Annotated in this window: 16 protein-coding genes; 10 read left to right on the top strand and 6 right to left on the bottom strand. The window is 68.4% G+C overall.

The window, feature by feature from the left end:
• Nucleotides 1-92: 92 nt before the first annotated feature.
• Nucleotides 93-1,511 carry an RNB domain-containing ribonuclease gene (locus tag F9C12_RS17835; protein ID WP_409466643.1) on the top strand — a complete coding sequence of 473 codons (1,419 nt, stop codon included), beginning with the start codon at nucleotides 93-95 and terminating at the stop codon, nucleotides 1,509-1,511.
• On the top strand, nucleotides 1,508-2,272 hold the full coding sequence (locus F9C12_RS17830; RefSeq protein ID WP_409466642.1) for a helical backbone metal receptor: 765 nt from the start codon (nucleotides 1,508-1,510) through the stop codon (nucleotides 2,270-2,272). The genes F9C12_RS17835 and F9C12_RS17830 overlap by 4 nt, the downstream gene beginning before the upstream one ends.
• Here F9C12_RS17830 and F9C12_RS17825 read toward each other — a convergent pair.
• Entirely contained in the window at nucleotides 2,253-3,680 is a 1,428-nt protein-coding gene (locus F9C12_RS17825; protein ID WP_409183098.1) for an aldehyde dehydrogenase family protein, read from the bottom strand. The genes F9C12_RS17830 and F9C12_RS17825 overlap by 20 nt on opposite strands.
• On the bottom strand, nucleotides 3,677-5,032 hold the full coding sequence (gene gabT / locus F9C12_RS17820; protein ID WP_409466641.1) for a 4-aminobutyrate--2-oxoglutarate transaminase: 1,356 nt from the start codon (nucleotides 5,030-5,032) through the stop codon (nucleotides 3,677-3,679). The genes F9C12_RS17825 and gabT overlap by 4 nt, the downstream gene beginning before the upstream one ends.
• Before the next feature lie 152 nt (nucleotides 5,033-5,184).
• On the opposite strand from gabT, the gene F9C12_RS17815 reads away from it, so the two are divergent.
• Nucleotides 5,185-6,612 carry a PucR family transcriptional regulator gene (locus F9C12_RS17815; protein ID WP_409183096.1) on the top strand — a complete coding sequence of 476 codons (1,428 nt, stop codon included), beginning with the start codon at nucleotides 5,185-5,187 and terminating at the stop codon, nucleotides 6,610-6,612.
• Here the strand turns inward: F9C12_RS17815 and F9C12_RS17810 are convergent.
• Together F9C12_RS17810 and F9C12_RS17805 are read right to left on the bottom strand one after the other, a co-directional pair.
• The gene (locus F9C12_RS17810) at nucleotides 6,602-7,342 is read right to left on the bottom strand and encodes a cache domain-containing protein (protein ID WP_409466640.1); all 741 of its coding nucleotides are present in this window, start codon (nucleotides 7,340-7,342) and stop codon (nucleotides 6,602-6,604) included. The two genes, F9C12_RS17815 and F9C12_RS17810, sit on opposite strands and share 11 nt — an antisense overlap.
• 32 nt (nucleotides 7,343-7,374) lie before the next feature.
• A complete protein-coding gene (locus tag F9C12_RS17805) occupies nucleotides 7,375-8,118 on the bottom strand; it encodes a FadR/GntR family transcriptional regulator (protein WP_409183094.1) in 744 nt (247 codons plus the stop codon).
• A gap of 113 nt (nucleotides 8,119-8,231) precedes the next feature.
• On the opposite strand from F9C12_RS17805, the gene F9C12_RS17800 reads away from it, so the two are divergent.
• The 5 genes from F9C12_RS17800 (at nucleotide 8,232) to F9C12_RS17780 (ending at nucleotide 13,817) form a co-directional block, all read left to right on the top strand.
• A complete protein-coding gene (locus tag F9C12_RS17800; RefSeq protein ID WP_409183093.1) occupies nucleotides 8,232-9,647 on the top strand; it encodes a gamma-aminobutyraldehyde dehydrogenase in 1,416 nt (471 codons plus the stop codon).
• A 32-nt stretch (nucleotides 9,648-9,679) separates the two neighbouring features.
• On the top strand, nucleotides 9,680-10,756 hold the full coding sequence (locus tag F9C12_RS17795) for an ABC transporter ATP-binding protein (RefSeq protein WP_409183092.1): 1,077 nt from the start codon (nucleotides 9,680-9,682) through the stop codon (nucleotides 10,754-10,756).
• A gap of 26 nt (nucleotides 10,757-10,782) precedes the next feature.
• Nucleotides 10,783-11,991, top strand: a complete 1,209-nt coding sequence (locus F9C12_RS17790; protein ID WP_409183091.1) for an extracellular solute-binding protein — start codon at nucleotides 10,783-10,785, stop codon at nucleotides 11,989-11,991.
• 125 nt (nucleotides 11,992-12,116) lie between these two features.
• The gene (locus F9C12_RS17785; protein ID WP_409183090.1) at nucleotides 12,117-12,998 is read left to right on the top strand and encodes an ABC transporter permease; all 882 of its coding nucleotides are present in this window, start codon (nucleotides 12,117-12,119) and stop codon (nucleotides 12,996-12,998) included.
• 15 nt (nucleotides 12,999-13,013) lie between these two features.
• The gene (locus F9C12_RS17780; protein WP_409186781.1) at nucleotides 13,014-13,817 is read left to right on the top strand and encodes an ABC transporter permease; all 804 of its coding nucleotides are present in this window, start codon (nucleotides 13,014-13,016) and stop codon (nucleotides 13,815-13,817) included.
• A 56-nt stretch (nucleotides 13,818-13,873) separates the two neighbouring features.
• Here F9C12_RS17780 and pip read toward each other — a convergent pair whose 3' ends face one another.
• Together pip and F9C12_RS17770 are read right to left on the bottom strand one after the other, a co-directional pair.
• A complete protein-coding gene (gene pip, locus F9C12_RS17775; protein ID WP_409466639.1) occupies nucleotides 13,874-14,818 on the bottom strand; it encodes a prolyl aminopeptidase in 945 nt (314 codons plus the stop codon).
• 129 nt (nucleotides 14,819-14,947) lie between these two features.
• On the bottom strand, nucleotides 14,948-15,922 hold the full coding sequence (locus F9C12_RS17770; protein WP_409183088.1) for a right-handed parallel beta-helix repeat-containing protein: 975 nt from the start codon (nucleotides 15,920-15,922) through the stop codon (nucleotides 14,948-14,950).
• A gap of 234 nt (nucleotides 15,923-16,156) precedes the next feature.
• Between F9C12_RS17770 and F9C12_RS17765 the strand changes: the two genes are divergently transcribed.
• Nucleotides 16,157-17,113, top strand: coding sequence for an undecaprenyl-diphosphate phosphatase (locus tag F9C12_RS17765; protein ID WP_409466638.1), 957 nt, complete (start codon nucleotides 16,157-16,159; stop codon nucleotides 17,111-17,113).
• Nucleotides 17,114-17,129: 16 nt separating this feature from the next.
• Entirely contained in the window at nucleotides 17,130-18,068 is a 939-nt protein-coding gene (locus tag F9C12_RS17760; protein ID WP_409466637.1) for a cytochrome c oxidase assembly protein, read from the top strand.
• The last annotated feature ends 16 nt before the right edge of the window (nucleotides 18,069-18,084 follow it).

The raw sequence follows: 18,084 nt of genomic DNA, 5'->3' as shown, positions 1-18,084 counted from the left end.
TGAAGACGATTGTCAATGTCAGGCAGGCTACACCCGACCGGCCCGCGCCCGAACGGGCGATCACCGGCGGTTCGGCGGGATAGTGTTGGACCGTGCCGCCACTCGTGCTGAGGACACCAGCGTCGGGAGGGGACTTCGGTCGTCTCCGGGCGGAGTTCGCGCTGCCGGAGTCGTTCGGGCCCGCGGTGCTCGCGGAGGCCGAAACGGCGGTGCTCGATCCGCTCGCGTCGGCGGGCGGCCGCGAGGACGCCACCGACCTGCCGTTCGTCACGATCGATCCGCCCGGGTCCAAGGACCTCGACCAGGCGATGGTGCTGGAGCGGCGCGGCAGCGGGTTCCGGGTGCAGTACGCGATCGCGGACCTGGCGGCGTTCGTCCCGCCGGGCGGGGCGCTCGACCACGAGGCACGGCGGCGCGGGCAGACGCTCTACCTCCCGGACGGCAACGTCCCGCTGCATCCGCCGGTGCTGTCCGAGGGCGCGGCCAGCCTGCTGCCGGGCGAGACCCGGCCGGCGGTGCTGTGGACCATCGACGTCGACGAGGCCGGGGAAATCGTCGCCACCCGGGTCCGGCGGGCGCTGGTGCGCTCGACCGAGCAACTCGACTACGAAGGGGTCCAGTCTTCGCTGGACGCCGGGCGGCCGCATCCGTCGGTGGCCGCGCTGCCCGAGCTGGGCCGGTTGCGGCGCAGTCTCGCGGTGCAGCGCGGAGCGGTCGAATTGCAGTTGCCGGAACAGGAAATCAGCGGCGACATCGACGGCGGCTGGGTTCTCGCGCGCCGGCCGCGGACGGTCGTCGACGCGTGGAACGCCGAAATTTCTTTGCTCACCGGGATGGCCGCGGCGCGGATCATGATCGACGCCGGGATCGGGGTGCTGCGGACGCTGCCGTCCCCGGAGCCGGACGCGGTGGAATGGCTGCGCCGGTCCGCGGCGGCGGTCGGGCTGGCGTGGCCGGTCGAGCTGACCGTGTCCGAGTTCCTGTCTACTTTGGACCCTGGACAGCCCGCGTCGATGGCGCTGTACGCGGACACGACGCGGCTGTTGCGAGGTGCGGGATACACGGCCTTTGCCGGGGAATTGCCCGCGGTTACAACGCACGCGGGAATCGGCGGGGCGTACGCGCACGTCACGGCACCGATTCGGCGGCTCGTCGACCGGTTCGGCACCGAGGTGTGCCTGGCGGTGACGGCTGGCCGCGAGGTGCCGGATTGGGTGCGCGAGGCATTGTCCGAGGTGCCCGCGCAGATGTCCGCTTCGGACAGTCTGGCCGCGCGGGTCGAACGTGCGTGCATAGATCAGGTCGAAGCGTGGGTACTCGCTGAGCATGTGGGTCGCGAGTTCACCGCGGTGGTGTTGCGTGCGGACGAGACGCGGGCGGAGATCCTGGTCGAGGATCCGCCGGTGATGGCGAAGTGCTCCGGCGAGAACTTCCCGGAGGGCGAGCGGATCGCGGTGCGGCTGACCGAAGTGGACGTCGAGCAGCGGAAGGTGTCGTTCGAACGGGTATGAGGAACGCGGAACTGGTCGATGATCTCGGCGAGCCGGTGCCGATCGAGGGCCCGCCGCGGCGAGTGGTGTCTTTGGTGCCGTCGCTGACCGAGGCGGTCGAGGCGAGCGCGCCGGGACGGCTGGTCGGGGCGACGGATTACTGCACGCATCCGGCCGATCTGGACGTGGAGCGGGTCGGCGGGTCGAAGTACCCGAAGCTGGACCGGATCCTGGCGCTCGAGCCGGACCTGGTGCTGGCGAACTCCGAGGAGAACCGGCCGGAGGACGTGGAAACCCTGCGCGCCAACGGGATTCCGGTGTTCGTGATGGCCGCGGCGGAGTCCGTGCCCGCCGCGCTGGGATCGTTGCGGCGCATTTTCGCGCAGGTGTACGGCATCGACGAACCGGATTGGCTCGACACCGCGGACGAGCTGTGGCGCGACGTGCAACCGGTGCGCTACCGGGCGGTGATTCCGGTGTGGCGCAAACCGTGGATCGTGCTGGGCCGCGACACCTTCGCCGGCGACGTGCTGCGCCGGGTCGGGGTCGAGAACGTCTACTCCGGACACACCGAGCGGTATCCCCGGCCGTCGCTGGAAGAACTCCAGAAGACCGGGGCCGACCTGGTCGTACTGCCCGACGAGCCGTACGAATTCACCCAGGACGACGGCCCCGGCTTCTTCCCGGAGATGCGCCCGGTACTGGTTTCCGGGCGCTACCTCACGTGGTACGGACCGTCCCTCGTGGACGCCTACACGGCGCTCAGAGAGTCAGTCCGGTAAGGACAGTCACGCGCTCCTCGGTGAAGTCCGCCATCGCCGCCGCCGGTCCTTCGCGGCCGACACCGGAGTCCTTCACGCCGCCGTAGGGCATCTGGTCGGCGCGGAAGCTCGGCACGTCGCCGACCAGCACGCCGCCCACCTTGAGCCGCGCGGACACGTCGAACGCGGTCGGCAGGTCGCGGGTGAACACGCCGGTCTGCAAACCGAAGCGAGACGCGTTGATCCGCTCGACGCCGTCGTCCACAGAGGACACCCGGACCAGCGAGACCACCGGGCCGAACACCTCGTCCGCCATCACCGAAACGTCCTCGGGAACCTCGGCGAGCACGGTCGGCTCCACCGTCGCACCCGTACGGCCGCCGCCGGTCAGCAGCTTGGCACCGGCGACAACCGCGTCGGTGACCCAGGATTCGACCCGCGAAGCGGCCGCCTCGTTGACCAGCGGGCCCACGTCGACGCCGTCCTCGCGCGGATTTCCGGTGCGCAGCGCGGCGACCTGTTCCAGCACCTTCTGCTGCAGCTCGTCGTAGACATCAGTGTGCGCGTACACCCGCTGCACGGAAATGCACGACTGTCCGGCCTGGTACATGGCGAACGTCGCGATCCGCTGCGCGGCGAAGTCCAGGTCCGTCCAATCCGGACAGACCAGCACCGCGCCGTTGCCGCCGAGTTCCAGCGCGACGTGCTTGCGCGGCACGCTGTCGCGGATCGCCCAGCCGACCGGCACTGAGCCGGTGAACGACACGACCGGCAGCCGAGGGTCCTTGACCAGTTCGGCGGTCGCCTCGTTGCCCAGCGGCAGGATCGACCAGCTGCCCGCCGGAAGATCGGTCTCGGCGAGGATTTCCCCGAGCAGCAGCGCGGTCAGCGGCGTCGCCGGGGCGGGCTTGAGCACGATCGGCGCGCCGACCGCGATCGCCGGGGCGACCTTGTGCGCCACCAGGTTCAGCGGGAAGTTGAACGGCGTGATGCCCAGCACCGGACCGCGCGGCACGCGCCGGACGAGCGCGAGCCGTCCGGTGCCGCCCGGGTCGGTGTCGAGGCGCTGCAGGTCTCCGGAGAACCGGCGGGCCTCCTCGGACGCCCAGCGGAACGTCGACACCGCACGGCCGACCTCGCCGCGCGACCACTTCAGCGGCTTGCCCGATTCGGCGGTGATCAGCTGCGCGATCTCCTCCGTCCGCTCGGAAAGCCGCCGCGAGATGTGGTCGAGCGCTCCCGCGCGGACGTGCGCGGGCAGCGTCGCGTACTCGTCGGCGACGTCCGCCGCGGCCTGGACCGCTTCCTCCACTTCGGACGGTCCGGGCACATAGTGCGCACCGGCCTCGGAACCGTCGAACGAATGCCGGACGACGGTCGTTTCGCTGCTGGTTACCGGCTTTCCGGCCACCCAGAACGGGAAAGTCACTTGCGGGCCTCCGTGGCGATCGCGTACTCGAGAACGGCGAGGCCTTCGTCGAGCAACTCGTTGGACAGGGACAGCGGGGGAAGCAGCCGGACGACGTTGCCGTATGTGCCGCAAGTCAGCACCACGACGCCCTGTGCGTGACAGGCGGCGGCGATGCGCTTGGTGAGATCGGCGTCCGGTTCATTCGTGCCCGGCTTGACGAACTCGGCCGCCAGCATCGCGCCGCGGCCGCGGACATCGCCGATCACGCCGGTTTCCGCTGCCAGCGCCCGAAGTCGCGGCAGTACCAGCTCCTCGATGCGCTTCGCGGAACCGGTGAGGCCGTCGTTGCGCATGGTCTCGATCGCACCCAGCGCCGCGGCGCACGCGATCGGGTTGCCGCCGTAGGTGCCGCCGAGCCCGCCCGGGCCGACCGCGTCGAGCAGCTCCGCGCGCCCGGTCACCGCGGCGAGCGGCAGGCCGCCCGCGATGCCCTTGGCCGTGCAGACCAGGTCCGGGACGACGTCCTCGTGCTGCGAGGCGAACCAGTTTCCGGTGCGGCAGAAGCCGGTCTGCACCTCGTCGGCGACGAACACGACGCCGTTCGCCTGGCACCACGCGGAAATCGCGGGCAGGAAGCCGGGCGCGGGCTCGATGAACCCGCCCTCGCCCTGGATCGGCTCGAGCACGACGGCCGCGACCTGGTCGCCGCCGATCTGCTTCTCGATCCGGTCGATCGCCTGCCGCGCGGCCTCCGGGCCGGCCAGCCCGTCGCGGTACGGGTACGAGCCCGGCACGCGGTACACCTCGGGCGCGAACGGGCCGAAACCGTGCTTGTAGGGCACCGATTTCGCGGTCATGCCCATGGTCAGGTTGGTGCGGCCGTGGTAGGCGTGGTCGAACACGACGACGGCCTGGCGGCCGGTGGCGGTGCGGGCGATCTTCACCGCGTTCTCGACCGCTTCCGCGCCGGAGTTGAACAGCACCGACTTCTTCGCGTGGTCGCCCGGCGTCAGCTCGGCCAGCGCCTCGCACACCTCCACGTAACCCTCGTACGGGGTCACCATGAAGCAGGTGTGGGTGAACAGCGCCGCCTGCTCGCGCACCCGGTCGACCACCTCGGGCGCGGAATGCCCGACGCTCGTCACCGCGATCCCGGAACCGAAGTCGATCAGCACGTTGCCGTCGGCGTCGGTCAGCAGGCCGCCGCTGGCGGAGGTGATGTAGGCGGGCAGCGTCGACGCGACCCCGGCGGCGACCGCGTTCGCGCGGCGTTCCTGCAGCGCGCGGGACGCGGGCCCGGGGATCTCGGTCTGCAGCCTGCGCTGCCGGGGCGCCGGAGCCTGCGGCTCGGCGGCGGTGCTGGTGGTCACGGCGCTCCTACGTCGCGGGTCGTGAGTGGTGATCCCGGTTAGAACCGCGATAGGCACTCACGAGCTTTGAACTGGTCCACCTCAGGATGGGGCTTGCCCCGCCTGCCGTCAGCTGGCCGTTCTGTCCAATTCGACAGCTACAATTGGCCGTTATGGCACTCACCCTGCGGGCACTGGCCGCCGAACCCGCGCTCGGCCTGCGCGTGGTCGCGGGCGAGGCCGGGCTGGACCGCCCGATCGGCTGGGTGCACCCCACCGAACTGACCGATCCGCAGGTCTTCCTCGAAGGCGGGGAACTGCTGCTCACCACCGGTCTGACGCTTTACAGCGCGACGTACGCGCCCTACATCCGACGGCTGGTCGACGCGGACGTCGCCGGGCTCGGTTTCGGTGTCGGGCTCAGTCACGCCAAGGTGCCGGACGCGTTGGTCGCGGTCGCCGACGAGGTTGGGCTGCCGGTGCTGGAGGTGCCGCGGAAGACGCCGTTCATCGCGATCACGCGCGCGGTGTCCCGGTCGGTCGCCGCCGACGAGTACGCCGCGACAGTGCGGATCGGCCGGGCGCAACAGGAGCTGACCCGGACCGCGGTCGGCCGCAGCGGGGCCGGGGGAGTGGTGCGGCGGCTCGCGCGGCTCATCGACGGCTGGGCCGTCCTTTACGACTCTGCGGGACGCGTGCGCGAGGCGTCATCGACCAAAGCGCGCGGCGTCAAGCTGGATGTCACCGGGCTACGTGCGGGCACCCGCGTGGTGTCCCATGGAGACGACGAGGTCGTCATCCAGACTCTGCATACGCGGGGTGCGTTGGCGGTCGGTACTGCGGAACCGTTGGACAGCACCGGACGCTACATCGTCAACACGGCCGTCTCGCTGCTTTCCCTTGCGCTGGAACAGGATCGGGCACAGCGGCTCTCGCTGTCCCAGCTGCATACCGGAGTGCTGGAGCTGCTCGCCGCCGGACACAACGAGCTGGCCCGCGAGGTGGTACCGGATCTTCCGCCCGAGCCGTGGACGGTACTCGCGGTGGCCGGGAGCAAGTCCGCCCGGAACACGTTGTACGAACGCTTGGAAACCCTTGCCGGGCAAGTATTCGCCGCACATCGGGGAGACAAGCTGATCGTGCTCGCGGAGAACGACGACGTGAGCGCGATCGTGGCGGAAACCGGGGAATTCCACAGTGGACTATCCGCCGCGAGTGAATTCCCCACTGCGTTAAGGCAAGCGGAAGAAGCGGCCGAGGCGGCGCGAACCCAGCGCGTGGAGCTGCTCCGCTACGCCGACCACGCCGGAGCCGGGCTGCTCGGCTTGCTCGATCAGCAAGCCGCGCAAGCGTTTTCCGACCAGCTCCTCGCGCCGGTACGGGAGTTCGACCGGACCGGCCGCGGCGACCTGGAGCTGTCGCTGCGCTGCTGGCTCGAACACCACGGCCACTGGGACCTCGCCGCGACGAAACTCGGCGTGCACCGGCACACCTTGCGCAACCGGGTCGCCAAAGCCGCCGAGCTGCTCGGCCGGGACCTCGACGCGCCGGGCGTCCGCGCGGAACTGTGGTTCGCGCTGCAGGTCCAGATCAGGTCGTGACCAGCAGCGTGATCGGCGAATCCCCGCACCGCCGCAACGTCATCCCGTCCGGTGCCGTGTACGGTTCCGCGCCGGACGCCCACCAGGCGGGCACGTCGATCTCGCGCACCAGCGACCCGGTCGCCTTCCGCACGCTGTTCGACACGATCACCCGGCCCTGCGCGTTGAGCAGCGCGGCGGTCCGGCCGAGCGCGCGCAGCCGGCGACTCACCGTGCGCTCGAACTCGCGCACATACACGTCCGCACCAACGACTCCGGCGAATTCCTCACCGCGCGTGACGGGAACGGTGAAGGTGAGCGTGTACTCGTCGGTGCAGAGATAGTCCACGTATGGCCCATTGACATGCCGTCGCCCGCTGTCGCGCGGGACGGTGAACCACGATTGCCGCGTGTAGTCCAGGAAATTGGGGCTTTCCGGATCGAGGCTGATGAACAGCTGTTCCGGCGACCCGTCGTCGGTGCGGCAGGAGGTCCACCATTCGAAGCCGAGTTCCTGATCGGCCAGGACGTTCGGCGCGCTCACGAAGCCCGCGCCGACCACGAGGCCGCCGAGCGCCTCGATGACCTGCGGCCGGATCTCGTGCAGTGCGTCGGCGGACAGGTCGCCGGACTCGGCGAGCAGGGTCTCGGCGGCGGCCAGAACTGGTTTCAGGCGCGCGAAAATCTCCTCGACGAGGGAGGAAACCTGGGTCACTACCTCTTCGCCGGTCAGCGTGCGGGTGTCGGGCACGATGCTCACCTCGTGGTGCGGGTCATCGGAGCTTACGGCGTTTCGAGGGTCAGGTGCAGATCTGCGAGCCGGTCGAGCGCGCCGAGGAGGTGCTCTTCGGTCAAGGCGCGCGCCCGTTCGCCGTCCGCCGAGGCGATCGCGGAGACGATCGCCTGGTGCTCAGCGTAAGACCCGCGGCAGGTTTCCTTGTCGCCGAGGGGCGCCCAGAGCAATACGCCGTGTTCGCTCTGCAGCTGAACTTCCTGGTTGGTGAGCCGCGGGGACTGCGCGGCGGCGGCGACTTCGAGGTGGAAGTGCCGTTCCGCGCGGGTCGCCTCGGGTCCGGTCGCGCCGAGGAGGTCTTCCGCGGTCAGCCGCAGCCGTTCGAGATCTTCGGGGGTGCTGCGTTCCGCGGCGAGTTTCGCCGCCGAGCCCGCGACGGCGAGGTAGTGGTCGCCGAAGTCGCGAAGTTCAGCCATTGAGACCAATCGCAGGCGCTCGGCCCACGAACTCTGCGCGGGCCAGTCGGGCGTGCGCACGAAGCTGCCGCCGCCGCGTCCGCGCCGGGTTTCGACGAGGCCCTGCTGCCGCAGCACCGCGAGCGCCTCGCGCACGGTGACCGTGGAGACGCGGAACTGCGCGGCGAGTTCGGCCTCGCTCGGCAACTGCTCGGCGTCGTCGAGGAGACCGAGCGTGATGGCGTCGAACAGCCGCGCCGCGACCGCCTCCGCGCGCCCCACCTGTTCCAGTGGAGCGAACATCGCCAGTCGTGCGCTGTTCGACATCTCCTTGCGCATCGTTGGTCCACCCGTCTCGGCATCCGTTGGAGCCAATCCTGCCCCAGGGCCTTGTCATTTGAAATATGGAGTTATATGTTTCATCCTGCCACGGAGAGTCAGGAGGCGCACGCGTGCAGGAGTTGAAGCACTACGTCGGCGGGACCTACGTCGACTCGCTGTCCGGAAAGGTCGCGGAAATCGTCGACCCGGTCACTGGACGTGCGTACTGCACCGCGCCGGTGGCCGGCGCCGAGGACGTGGACCGCGCGCTGAAGGTCGCCGCGGAAGCGTTCGAAAGCTGGCGCGAGACCACCCCGGCGCAGCGGCAGCTCGCACTGCTGAAGATCGCCGACGCGCTCGAGGCGCGCGGCGAGGAGATCATCCGCGTCGAAGCGCGGGACACCGGCAAGCCGTTCGCGCTGACCATGGAGGAGGAGCTGCCCGCGGTCATCGACCAGGTGCGCTTCTTCGCCGGTGCCGCGCGCGTTCTCGAAGGCCGCTCGGCCGGCGAGTACATGGAAGGCCACACGTCGTTCATCCGCCGCGAGCCGGTCGGCGTCTGCGCGCAGGTGACGCCCTGGAACTACCCGCTGATGATGGCGATCTGGAAGATCGCGCCGGCGCTCGCCGCGGGCAACACCATCGTGCTCAAGCCGTCCGACACCACGCCCGCCTCCACGCTGCTGCTCGCCGAGATCTGCGGCGAGCACCTTCCCGCCGGCGTGTTCAACGTGATCTGCGGCGACCGCGACACCGGACGAGCGTTGGTGGAGCACGACATTCCGGCGATGGTGTCGATCACCGGCTCGGTGCGGGCGGGCATCGAGGTCGCCGGTTCGGCGGCGCACGACGTCAAGCGCGTGCATCTCGAACTGGGCGGCAAGGCCCCGGTGATCGTGTTCCCGGACGCCGATCTCGAAGCCGCCGCGGAAGCCATCGCCGCGGCCGGGTACTTCAACGCCGGCCAGGACTGCACCGCCGCCACCCGGGTGCTGGTGCACGACGACGTGCACGACACGTTCGTCAACGCGCTCACCCGCCAGGCCGAGGCGAACAAGACCGGCACCGGCGACGACGTCGCGTTCGGCCCGCTCAACAACGCCGCGCAGCTGGAAAAGGTCTCTGGTTTCATCGACCGGCTGCCGGAGCACGCGACTGTCCACTGTGGAGGACGGCGCTCCGGCGACGAGGGCTACTTCTACGAGGCCACCGTGGTTTCCGGCGTCCGCCAGGACGACGAGATCATCCAGAACGAGGTCTTCGGCCCGGTCATCACGGTGCAGCGGTTCACCGACGACGACGAGGCGCTCAAGCACGCCAACGGGGTTCCCTACGGCCTGGCCTCCTCGGTGTGGACCAAGGACCACCAGCGCGCCATGAAGTTCTCGGCGAAACTCGACTTCGGCTGCGTGTGGATCAACACGCACATTCCGCTCGTGGCCGAGATGCCGCACGGCGGGTTCAAGCGGTCCGGCTACGGCAAGGACCTCTCGCTGTACGGCCTCGAGGACTACACCCGCGTCAAGCACGTGATGAGTGCGCTGTAGCCGTCGTGACCAGATCCATCGGAAGGCCTGTCATGCCCCATCAAGCCCCCGCCGAGACCCGGCCGCCGGGAAGGCGTCCGCAGTCCGCGCAGCCGGCGATCCGGCTCACCGGACTGGAAAAGCACTTCGACAAGGTGCGTGCCGTGGACGGGGTCGACCTCGACATCCCGCCCGGCGAGTTCTTCTCGATGCTCGGCCCGTCCGGTTCCGGCAAGACCACCGTGCTGCGGATGATCGCCGGATTCGAACTGCCCACCGCGGGCACGATCGAACTCGAAGGCAAGGACGTGAGCCAGCTGGCTCCGTTCGACCGCGACGTGAACACGGTTTTCCAGGACTACGCGCTCTTTCCGCACATGACGGTGCAGCAGAACGTGGAGTACGGGCTGAAAGTCAAGCGGGTAGCCAAAGCCGAACGCCGCGAGCGCGCGAAGGAAGCGCTGCGCACGGTGCGGCTGGAGGACTACGGCGACCGCAAACCGTCGCAGATGTCCGGCGGGCAACGGCAACGCGTAGCACTTGCCCGCGCTCTAGTGAATCGCCCGAAAGTGTTGCTTTTGGACGAACCCCTTGGCGCGCTTGACCTCAAGCTGCGCCAGACCATGCAGGTCGAGCTCAAGCAGATCCAGCGCGAGGTCGGCATCACCTTCGTCTTCGTCACCCACGATCAGGACGAGGCGCTCACGATGAGCGACCGGATCGCCGTGTTCAACGCGGGCCGCATCGAACAGGTCGGTACTCCGGTCGAGGTGTACGAACGCCCGGCAAGTGCTTTCGTGGCAGGGTTTGTCGGAACGTCGAACCTGCTCAGCGGGCGTAGTGCGGAGGCGGTGATCGGCAGGCCGGGCGTGTACAGCATCCGGCCGGAGAAGATCCGCATCGACGGAGACCTTGCGTCTCCGGCCGGTCCCGGAGAGACTTCCGCGACCGGTTCGGTCACGGATGTCGTGTATGCCGGTTCGACGGTGCGCTACGCTGTCGCGCTCGATGCCGGGGGCCAATTGTCCGTTGTCCGCCAGAACACCAGCGAGCCGACCGAGTTCGCCGACGGTCGCGTCCGCCTGCGCTGGCGCCGCGAACACAGTTTCCGGGTCCCCGAAGCCGGCTAGTTCCTCACGGGAAGGTTTCTCTCGCTATGAAGAACAGGAAGACGCTGCTCGCAGGGCTGTGCGGCGTGAGCCTCCTGCTCGCCGCCTGCGGCACCTCGGGCTCCGACTCCAAAGCGGGGTCGGCGCCGGGCGCACAGGGCTTCACGCCGCCGAAGCTGAACGCGCTGACGCAGCTCGGACAGCCGGAAGGCCAGCTGAACGTGCTGGCGTGGCCCGGCTACGCGGAAAACGGCTCGAACGACGCGAAGGTCAACTGGGTCACGCCGTTCGAGCAGCAGACCGGCTGCAAGGTCAACGTCAAGCCGTTCGGCACCTCCGACGAGGCCGTGACGCTGATGAAGACCGGGCAGTACGACGTGGTTTCCGCGTCCGGCGACGCCTCGCTGCGGCTGGTCGCCTCGGGCGACGTCGAGCCGGTCAACACCGCGCTCGTGCCGAACTACAACGACATCTACCCGTTCCTCAAGAACAAGTCGTGGAACAGCGTCAACAACGTCGCCTACGGCATCCCGCACGGCTGGGGCGCGAACGTCCTGGCCTACCGCACCGACAAGGTGCAGCCGGAGCCGAAGTCGTGGTCGCCGATGTTCGACGAGAAGTCGCCGTACAAGGGCAAGGTCATCGCGTACGACTCGCCGATCTACATCGCCGACGCCGCGCTGTACCTGATGGCGCACCAGCCTGACCTGGGCATCAAGAACCCGTACGCGTTGGACGACAAGCAGTTCAAGGCGGCCACCGACCTGCTCAAGAAGCAGCGCCCGCTGGTCGAGGAGTACTGGTCGGACTACCTCAAGGAAACGCAGTCGCTCAAGAGCGGCGACGGCGTGATCGGCACGGCCTGGCAGGTGACGGTGAACCTCGCGAAGAGCGAGGGCGCGCCGGTCGCGGCCACGGTGCCGAGCGAGGGCGCGACCGGCTGGTCGGACACCTGGATGGTCGCCGCGAAGTCGCAGCACAAGACGTGTGCGTACAAGTGGATGGACTACATCACCAGCCCGAAGGTGAACGCACAGGTCGCCGAGTACTTCGGCGAGGCCCCGGCGAACTCCAAGGCCTGCGCGGAGTTCAAGGACAAGTCGCTGTGCGACACCTACCACGCCAACGACGCCGCGTACGCCGCCAAGATCCAGTACTGGACCACGCCGATCCCGCAGTGCCTCGACGGCCGCACGGACGTCAAGTGCAAGGACTACGGCGACTGGACCCGGGCCTGGACCGAGATCAAGGGTTGATCGACTCTCGCGGATGCCGGTTCCCACCGCGCCGGCATCCGCGAGTCCGCCGGGGGCTGCGGGCCCTCCCCAATGTTCCCGCAGCCCTCGGCTTTTCTCCCTTCCGCACCCGAAAGCGCTAAGACATGACCGCCGTGAGCCCGCCGAGTCACCGCATCTCGGCTTTCTTCCACCGCAAACCCCAGCTGCGCCTCGGCCTTCTCCTCACCGCTCCGATGCTCTGGCTCGGCCTGGCCTACCTCGGCGCGCTCGCCGCCCTCTTCATCACGGCCTTCTGGTCCACCGACGTCTTCACCGGCAAGGTGGTCACCGACTGGTCCTTCGACAACTTCGTCACTCTTTTCAGTGATTCTGTTTATCGCACGATCACGTTCCGCACCGTCGGCATCGCGCTGCTGGTGACCGTGATCGACGCGGTGATCGCGTTCCCGATGGCCTTCGCCATGGCCAAACTCGCGTCGCCCAAGGCGCAGCGCGTGCTGGTGATCATGGTGATGACGCCGCTGTGGGCGAGCTACCTGGTGAAGGCGTACGCGTGGCGGACCCTGTTGTCCGGCAACGGGGTGCTGAACTGGCTGCTGGACCCGCTCGGCCTCTCCGGCCCGGGATACGGCGTCACCGCCACCGTGATCACGCTGTCCTACCTCTGGCTCCCGTACATGATCCTGCCGATCTACGCGGGCCTCGAACGGCTTCCGGTGTCCCTGGTGGACGCCTCCGGCGACCTCGGCGCGAAATCGTTCCGCACGTTCCGGTCGGTGATCCTGCCGCTGACCTTCCCGGCGATCGTCGCGGGCTCGATCTTCACCTTCTCGCTGTCGCTCGGCGACTACATCGCGGTGAAGATCGTCGGCGGCACCTCGCAGATGCTCGGCAACGTCGTGTACGACAACATCGGCGCGGCCAACAACCTGCCGTTCGCCGCGACCGTCGCGACGGTTCCGGTCGTGATCATGCTCGTCTACCTGGCCGCGGTGCGTCGCACCGGTGCGCTGGACAACCTCTAGGAGACCGCCGTGCGGATGTCGAAACCCGCCCGGGTGCTGTTGTGGACCGCGCTCGGCGCCGGATTCGCGGTGATCTATTTCCCGCTGCTGGTGGTCCTGCTGAACTCGGTGAACGCCGACACCACGTTCGGATGGCCGCCCAAGAGCTTCACGCTGGAATGGTGGGGCCGGGCGATCACCAACGAGGGCGCCCTGCACGCCTTGTGGACCAGCGTCGTCGCCGGGCTCTCGGCGACCGCGATCGCCCTGGTGCTCGGCACGATGGCCGCGTTCGCGTTGCAGAAGTACCGGTTCTTCGGCCGGAACTCGTTGTCGCTGCTGGTGATCCTGCCGATCGCGCTGCCCGGCATCGTCACCGGCATCGCGCTGAACAACGCGTTCCGGACGATTTTCGGCCTCGATCTCGGGCTGATGACGGCGATCGTCGCGCACGCCACCTTCTGCATCGTGGTGGTGTTCAACAACGTGGTCGCCCGGTTGCGCCGGATGGGCGGGAATCTCGAAGAGGCGTCGATGGACCTCGGCGCGGACGGCATGACGACGTTCCGCCTGGTGACGTTCCCGATGCTGCGATCCGCTTTGCTGGCAGGCGGATTGCTCGCGTTCGCGCTGTCGTTCGACGAGATCATCGTGACGACGTTCACCCTCGGCACCGGCATGGAAACGCTGCCGATCTGGATCTACAACAACCTGTTCCGGCCGAACCAGGCCCCGGTGGTCAACGTGGTCGCGGCGGTGCTGATCATCGTCTCCACGGTGCCGGTTTACCTGGCACAGCGGCTTTCCGGCGGCGACAGCTCCAGCGGCGGCCGGATCTAGCTCGGCAAAGGCGCGTGAGGAGAACCCGGAGGGAATCAGGGTTCCCCTCACCGCTTTCAACGGAAGCTGTCGGTCGCCTCGCGGAGAGCGGCGAGAATCCCCGGGTCGGTGACAGCGTGCCCTGCGGACTCGGTGAGTTTCAGCGTTGAGCCAGGCCAAGCCCGATGCAGCTGATACGCCGTGATCGGCGGGCAGACCGCGTCATAACGCCCCTGCACCAATACTCCCGGGATTCCGGCGAGCTTCCCCGCGTCCCGGATCAGCTGGCCTTCTTCGAGCCAAGCACCATGCCGGAAGTAGTGCACCGCAAGACGCGCGAAGGTCAGCGCGAACTGCGGATTGGCGTATTGGTTCACAAAGGACTGTTGCGGCAGCAATGCCACCGTCGCGCCTTCCCAGACGCTCCAAGCGATCGCGGCCCGCTCCCGCACGGCGGGATCCGGAGAATGGAGCAGTTCGGCATACCCGGCGAGCGGATCTTCCCGCTGCTGCTCGTTCAGCGGCTCCAGGAAGTCGTCCCACTCCGCGGGGAAGAGATTCGCCGCGCCACCGCGGTAAAGCCAGTCCAGTTCTCGCTGGCGCACGGTGAAAACGCCGCGCAAGACCATTTCGGACACTCGCGAGGGATGAGTTTCCGCGTACGCCAGGGCGAGCGTCGAACCCCATGATCCGCCGAACAGCTGCCAGCGCTCGATGTTCAGCCGTTCGCGCAGCTTCTCCATGTCGGAGACCAAGTGCCACAACGTGTTCGCCGACAAGTCGTCGCCCGCGTTGGGCGTGCTGCGGCCGGCGCCGCGCTGGTCGAACAGGATGATCCGGTACGCCTCGGGGTCGAAGTGCCGCCGGGTCATCGGGGCGGTGCCGCTGCCCGGCCCGCCGTGCAGCACCACCACCGGTTTGCCGCGCGGGTTCCCGGCTTCCTGGCAGTAGATCCGGTGCCCGTCGCCGACGTCCAGCATGCCGTCGGCGCGCACCGGGGTCGGCGGGTAAAGCTCGTCCATGCCGGACACTCTTCCCGAAGCCAGGCGCCGCCGCTCCACGTGGGGGTCGGGAGTGCCAGCACTCACGAGGAAAAGGGTGGGGGCCCGCCCCCGCCGCCGGGCTGAGCGGGCCCCCGTCTGTGATCGCGGTCAGCAGCCTGGTGTCGCGGCTACGTTCGCGAAGCCCTTCCCGGCGTTCGTCACCTTGTTGCTGGCGCAGACCTTGTTCCCGGTGGCCGCTTTGACCACGTAGAACCCGTAGGCCGAGGGCGCCTGCACGTCCGCGGTGTTGTCCGAGAAGGTGTTGTTCCGGCCCCAGCCGTCGAGCTGCACGTGGACCTCGAACGCGCCGTAGGTCGCGTCGTGCACGAAGACCTTGCTGCCCTTGTTGCCGGTGACCAGGTATCCGTTGCCCTTCACGTCGACCCAGCTGTCGGCGTAGTTCTCGCCGCTCTGCCCGGTGCCGTCGAAGGTGTTGCCGCGCAGTTCGCCGCCGGTGGTGCCTTCCTTGACGTCGATCGACTCCGCGCGCACGTTCGGCCCGATCTTGTTGCCGATCGCCTTGTTGCGATCGCTGTGGTCGGGCTGCCCGTCCGGCCAGTTGCTCTTGGCCGAACCGAAGTAGATGCCCTCGCCGAACCCGCCGTTTTCCTTGCCGGTGTCGGAGATCTCGGAGTTCTGCACGACGTTGTCGCTGCTGCCGTGCTGGAAGTGGATGCCCTCGTTGCCGATGCCGGTCACCTTGAGCCCGTCGACCAGCGTGTGGTTGACGCCGAGCGCCATCACGCCCTTCTGGCCGCCGGTGACGGTGAACCCGGACAGCGTCCAGTAGCTGCCGGTCAGCTCGATGGTCCGGCCGCCGGACGCCTGCACGACCGCGCTGCGCGGGCCGGTGAGGGTGATCCGCCCGTTCGCGGTGCCGTTGGCGGCGGCCTTGAAGTTGCCGGTGTAGGTGGTGTTCGCGGCCAGCTGGATCGTGGTGCCCGGCTTGGCCGAGGCCAGCGCCGTCTTCAGCTCGGCGGAGTTCTTGACCGGGACGGTCCCGGCCGACGCCGCGGGCGTGGCGAGTGCGAGCAAAACTGCGGCTCCGGCGGTTGCCGCCAGAACTCGATCGCGGACGCGCATTCCAACCCTCCTCGTCGAGGCTCGATGACTTCGGATGCGGCGTGCGCTCACGCTAAGACATCGGGAGAACACTGGTCAAGTACATGATTGATGTTCATGGATGTGAACAGAGTGAACAAGGGGTGGCCGGAAAGTGTCGCCCGCCTCTGTTCCGGCCCGGCTTGCTCGGAGTTAACCCGAACCTCGGTAGCTTTTCCGCGGAATGCCCGAACTGCGGCAAGAAAGGCTTCGCGAATGTCCGCGGTCAGCTACCTCGAGTCCATTGTCGTCGGCGCTTTGCAAGGCGTGTCGGAATTGTTTCCGGTGTCCAGTCTCGGGCACAGCGTCCTGCTGCCCGCGCTCGTCGGCGGCAGCTGGGGACGCGACCTGAGCATCGGAAAGGATTCGCCGTATCTCGCCGTGCTGGTGGCGATGCACGTCGCCACCGCGATCGCGCTGATCCTCTTCTTCCGGCGCGACTGGGTGCGCATCGTCACCGGCCTGTGGACGTCGATCCGCCGCCGCGAGGTCCGCACGGCCGACCAGCGGCTCGCGTGGCTGCTCATCCTCGCCACGATCCCGGTCGGGATCGCCGGGCTGCTGCTGGAAAGCCTGCTGCGCGACGTCCTCGGCAAACCGGTGCCGTCGGCGATCTTCCTTGCCCTCAACGGCGGGGTGCTCTACGCCGCGGAGAAGTTCTCGCGCAAGCCCAAGACGGAGGTCTCGCGGGTCGCGCGCGAGGAGGAGACGATCGACTTCAGCGCCGAGGACACGATGGTGCTGCGCGCGGTGACCGTCGAAGAGGCCACTGACCTCCGGCTGTCGAAGCTGAGCGTGAAGGAGGCCGTGCTCATCGGTTCGGCCCAGATTTTGGCTCTGCTGCCCGGAATCAGCCGCTCCGGCATCACCATGGTGGCCGGCCTGCGGCGCGGGCTCGACCACGAGGACGCCGCCCGATTCGCCTGGTTGCTGGCGACCCCGGTGATCCTCGCCGCGGGTGCGCTGAAGATGCCGACGCTGTTCACGCCGGAGAACAAGCCGTCGCTCGGCCCGGCTCTGGTCGGCAGTGTGGTGGCCTTCGTGGCGTCCTACATTTCTGTCCGTTTTCTGACGAAATACTTTGAAACGCGCACCTTGACCCCCTTCGCCATCTATTGCGCGGTCGCCGGAATCGGCAGTCTGGTCTTCTTCGGGGTGTCGGGGGCGGCGTAAGGCGCAATTTCGGCGGGTGCACACTGAACGCATCGAAATCGTGCCTGACCTGCCGCCGCTCAGCGGATCGACGTTGTTGACGGCCTGGACCTTGGACGTCCCGGCCGTCCTTGTCGCGCTCGCGCTCGGCGTCGGCTACCTCGCGGCCGCTCGCCGTCAGGAGTGGACCGCCGGCCGGACGATGGCGTTCCTCGCCGGGCTGGCCACGCTCGTCTTCGTGACGTGCTCGTTCCTCGGCGTCTACGACACGACACTGTTCTGGGTCCGCGCTACGCAGAACACCGTGCTCCTGATGGTCACGCCGTTACTGCTCGCGCTCGGCGCACCCGTGACGCTGCTGATGCGCACCGCGCCGCCCACACTCGCCGCGTGGCTGCGTACGCACGGCCGTGGTCGCTTCGCGCAGTTCATCACCTTCCCGCTGTGCGTCACCGTGGTGCTGATCGCGCCGTTCCTGCTCATCTACCTCACGCCGCTGTACGAGCTTTCGCTGGAGTCAGCGGTCATCGGCGGCCTCGTACGCGTCGCGCTTGTCCTAGCAGGCTTCCTGTACTTCTACAGCCGCGTACAGCTCGATCCGACGCCGCGCCACGGTTCGCACCTGGTGTCGGTGTGGATCTCGTTCACCGAAGTGGTGTTCGACGGCGCGCTCGGGCTCGTGCTGTGGCTCGGCCCGCTGCTCGCACCCGCGCATTACGACGCGGTGCACCGCGACTGGGGACCGGACCGGCGCACCGACCAGATCATCGGCGCGGGCGTGCTGTGGATCGGGGGAGACGTCGCCGGGCTGCCGTTCGTCGGCGCACTCTTCCTCCGATGGGCGCGCGACGACGAGCAACGGGCGAAACGGCTCGACCGGAAACTGGACGAGGAGGCAGCGGCGGGCGAGGCCCCGGCGAAGGGATTGTGGTGGGAAAACGATCCGGAACTCGCCGAACGGTTCCGCCGCTCGTGAGTGCTGATCACGGTTC

Origin of the sequence: Amycolatopsis sp. GA6-003, from assembly GCF_046267895.1 — a bacterium.
GTDB lineage: Bacteria > Actinomycetota > Actinomycetes > Mycobacteriales > Pseudonocardiaceae > Amycolatopsis.
Note: the sequence above shows the minus strand (reverse complement) of the source record. Positions and strands in the feature narration are given on the sequence as shown.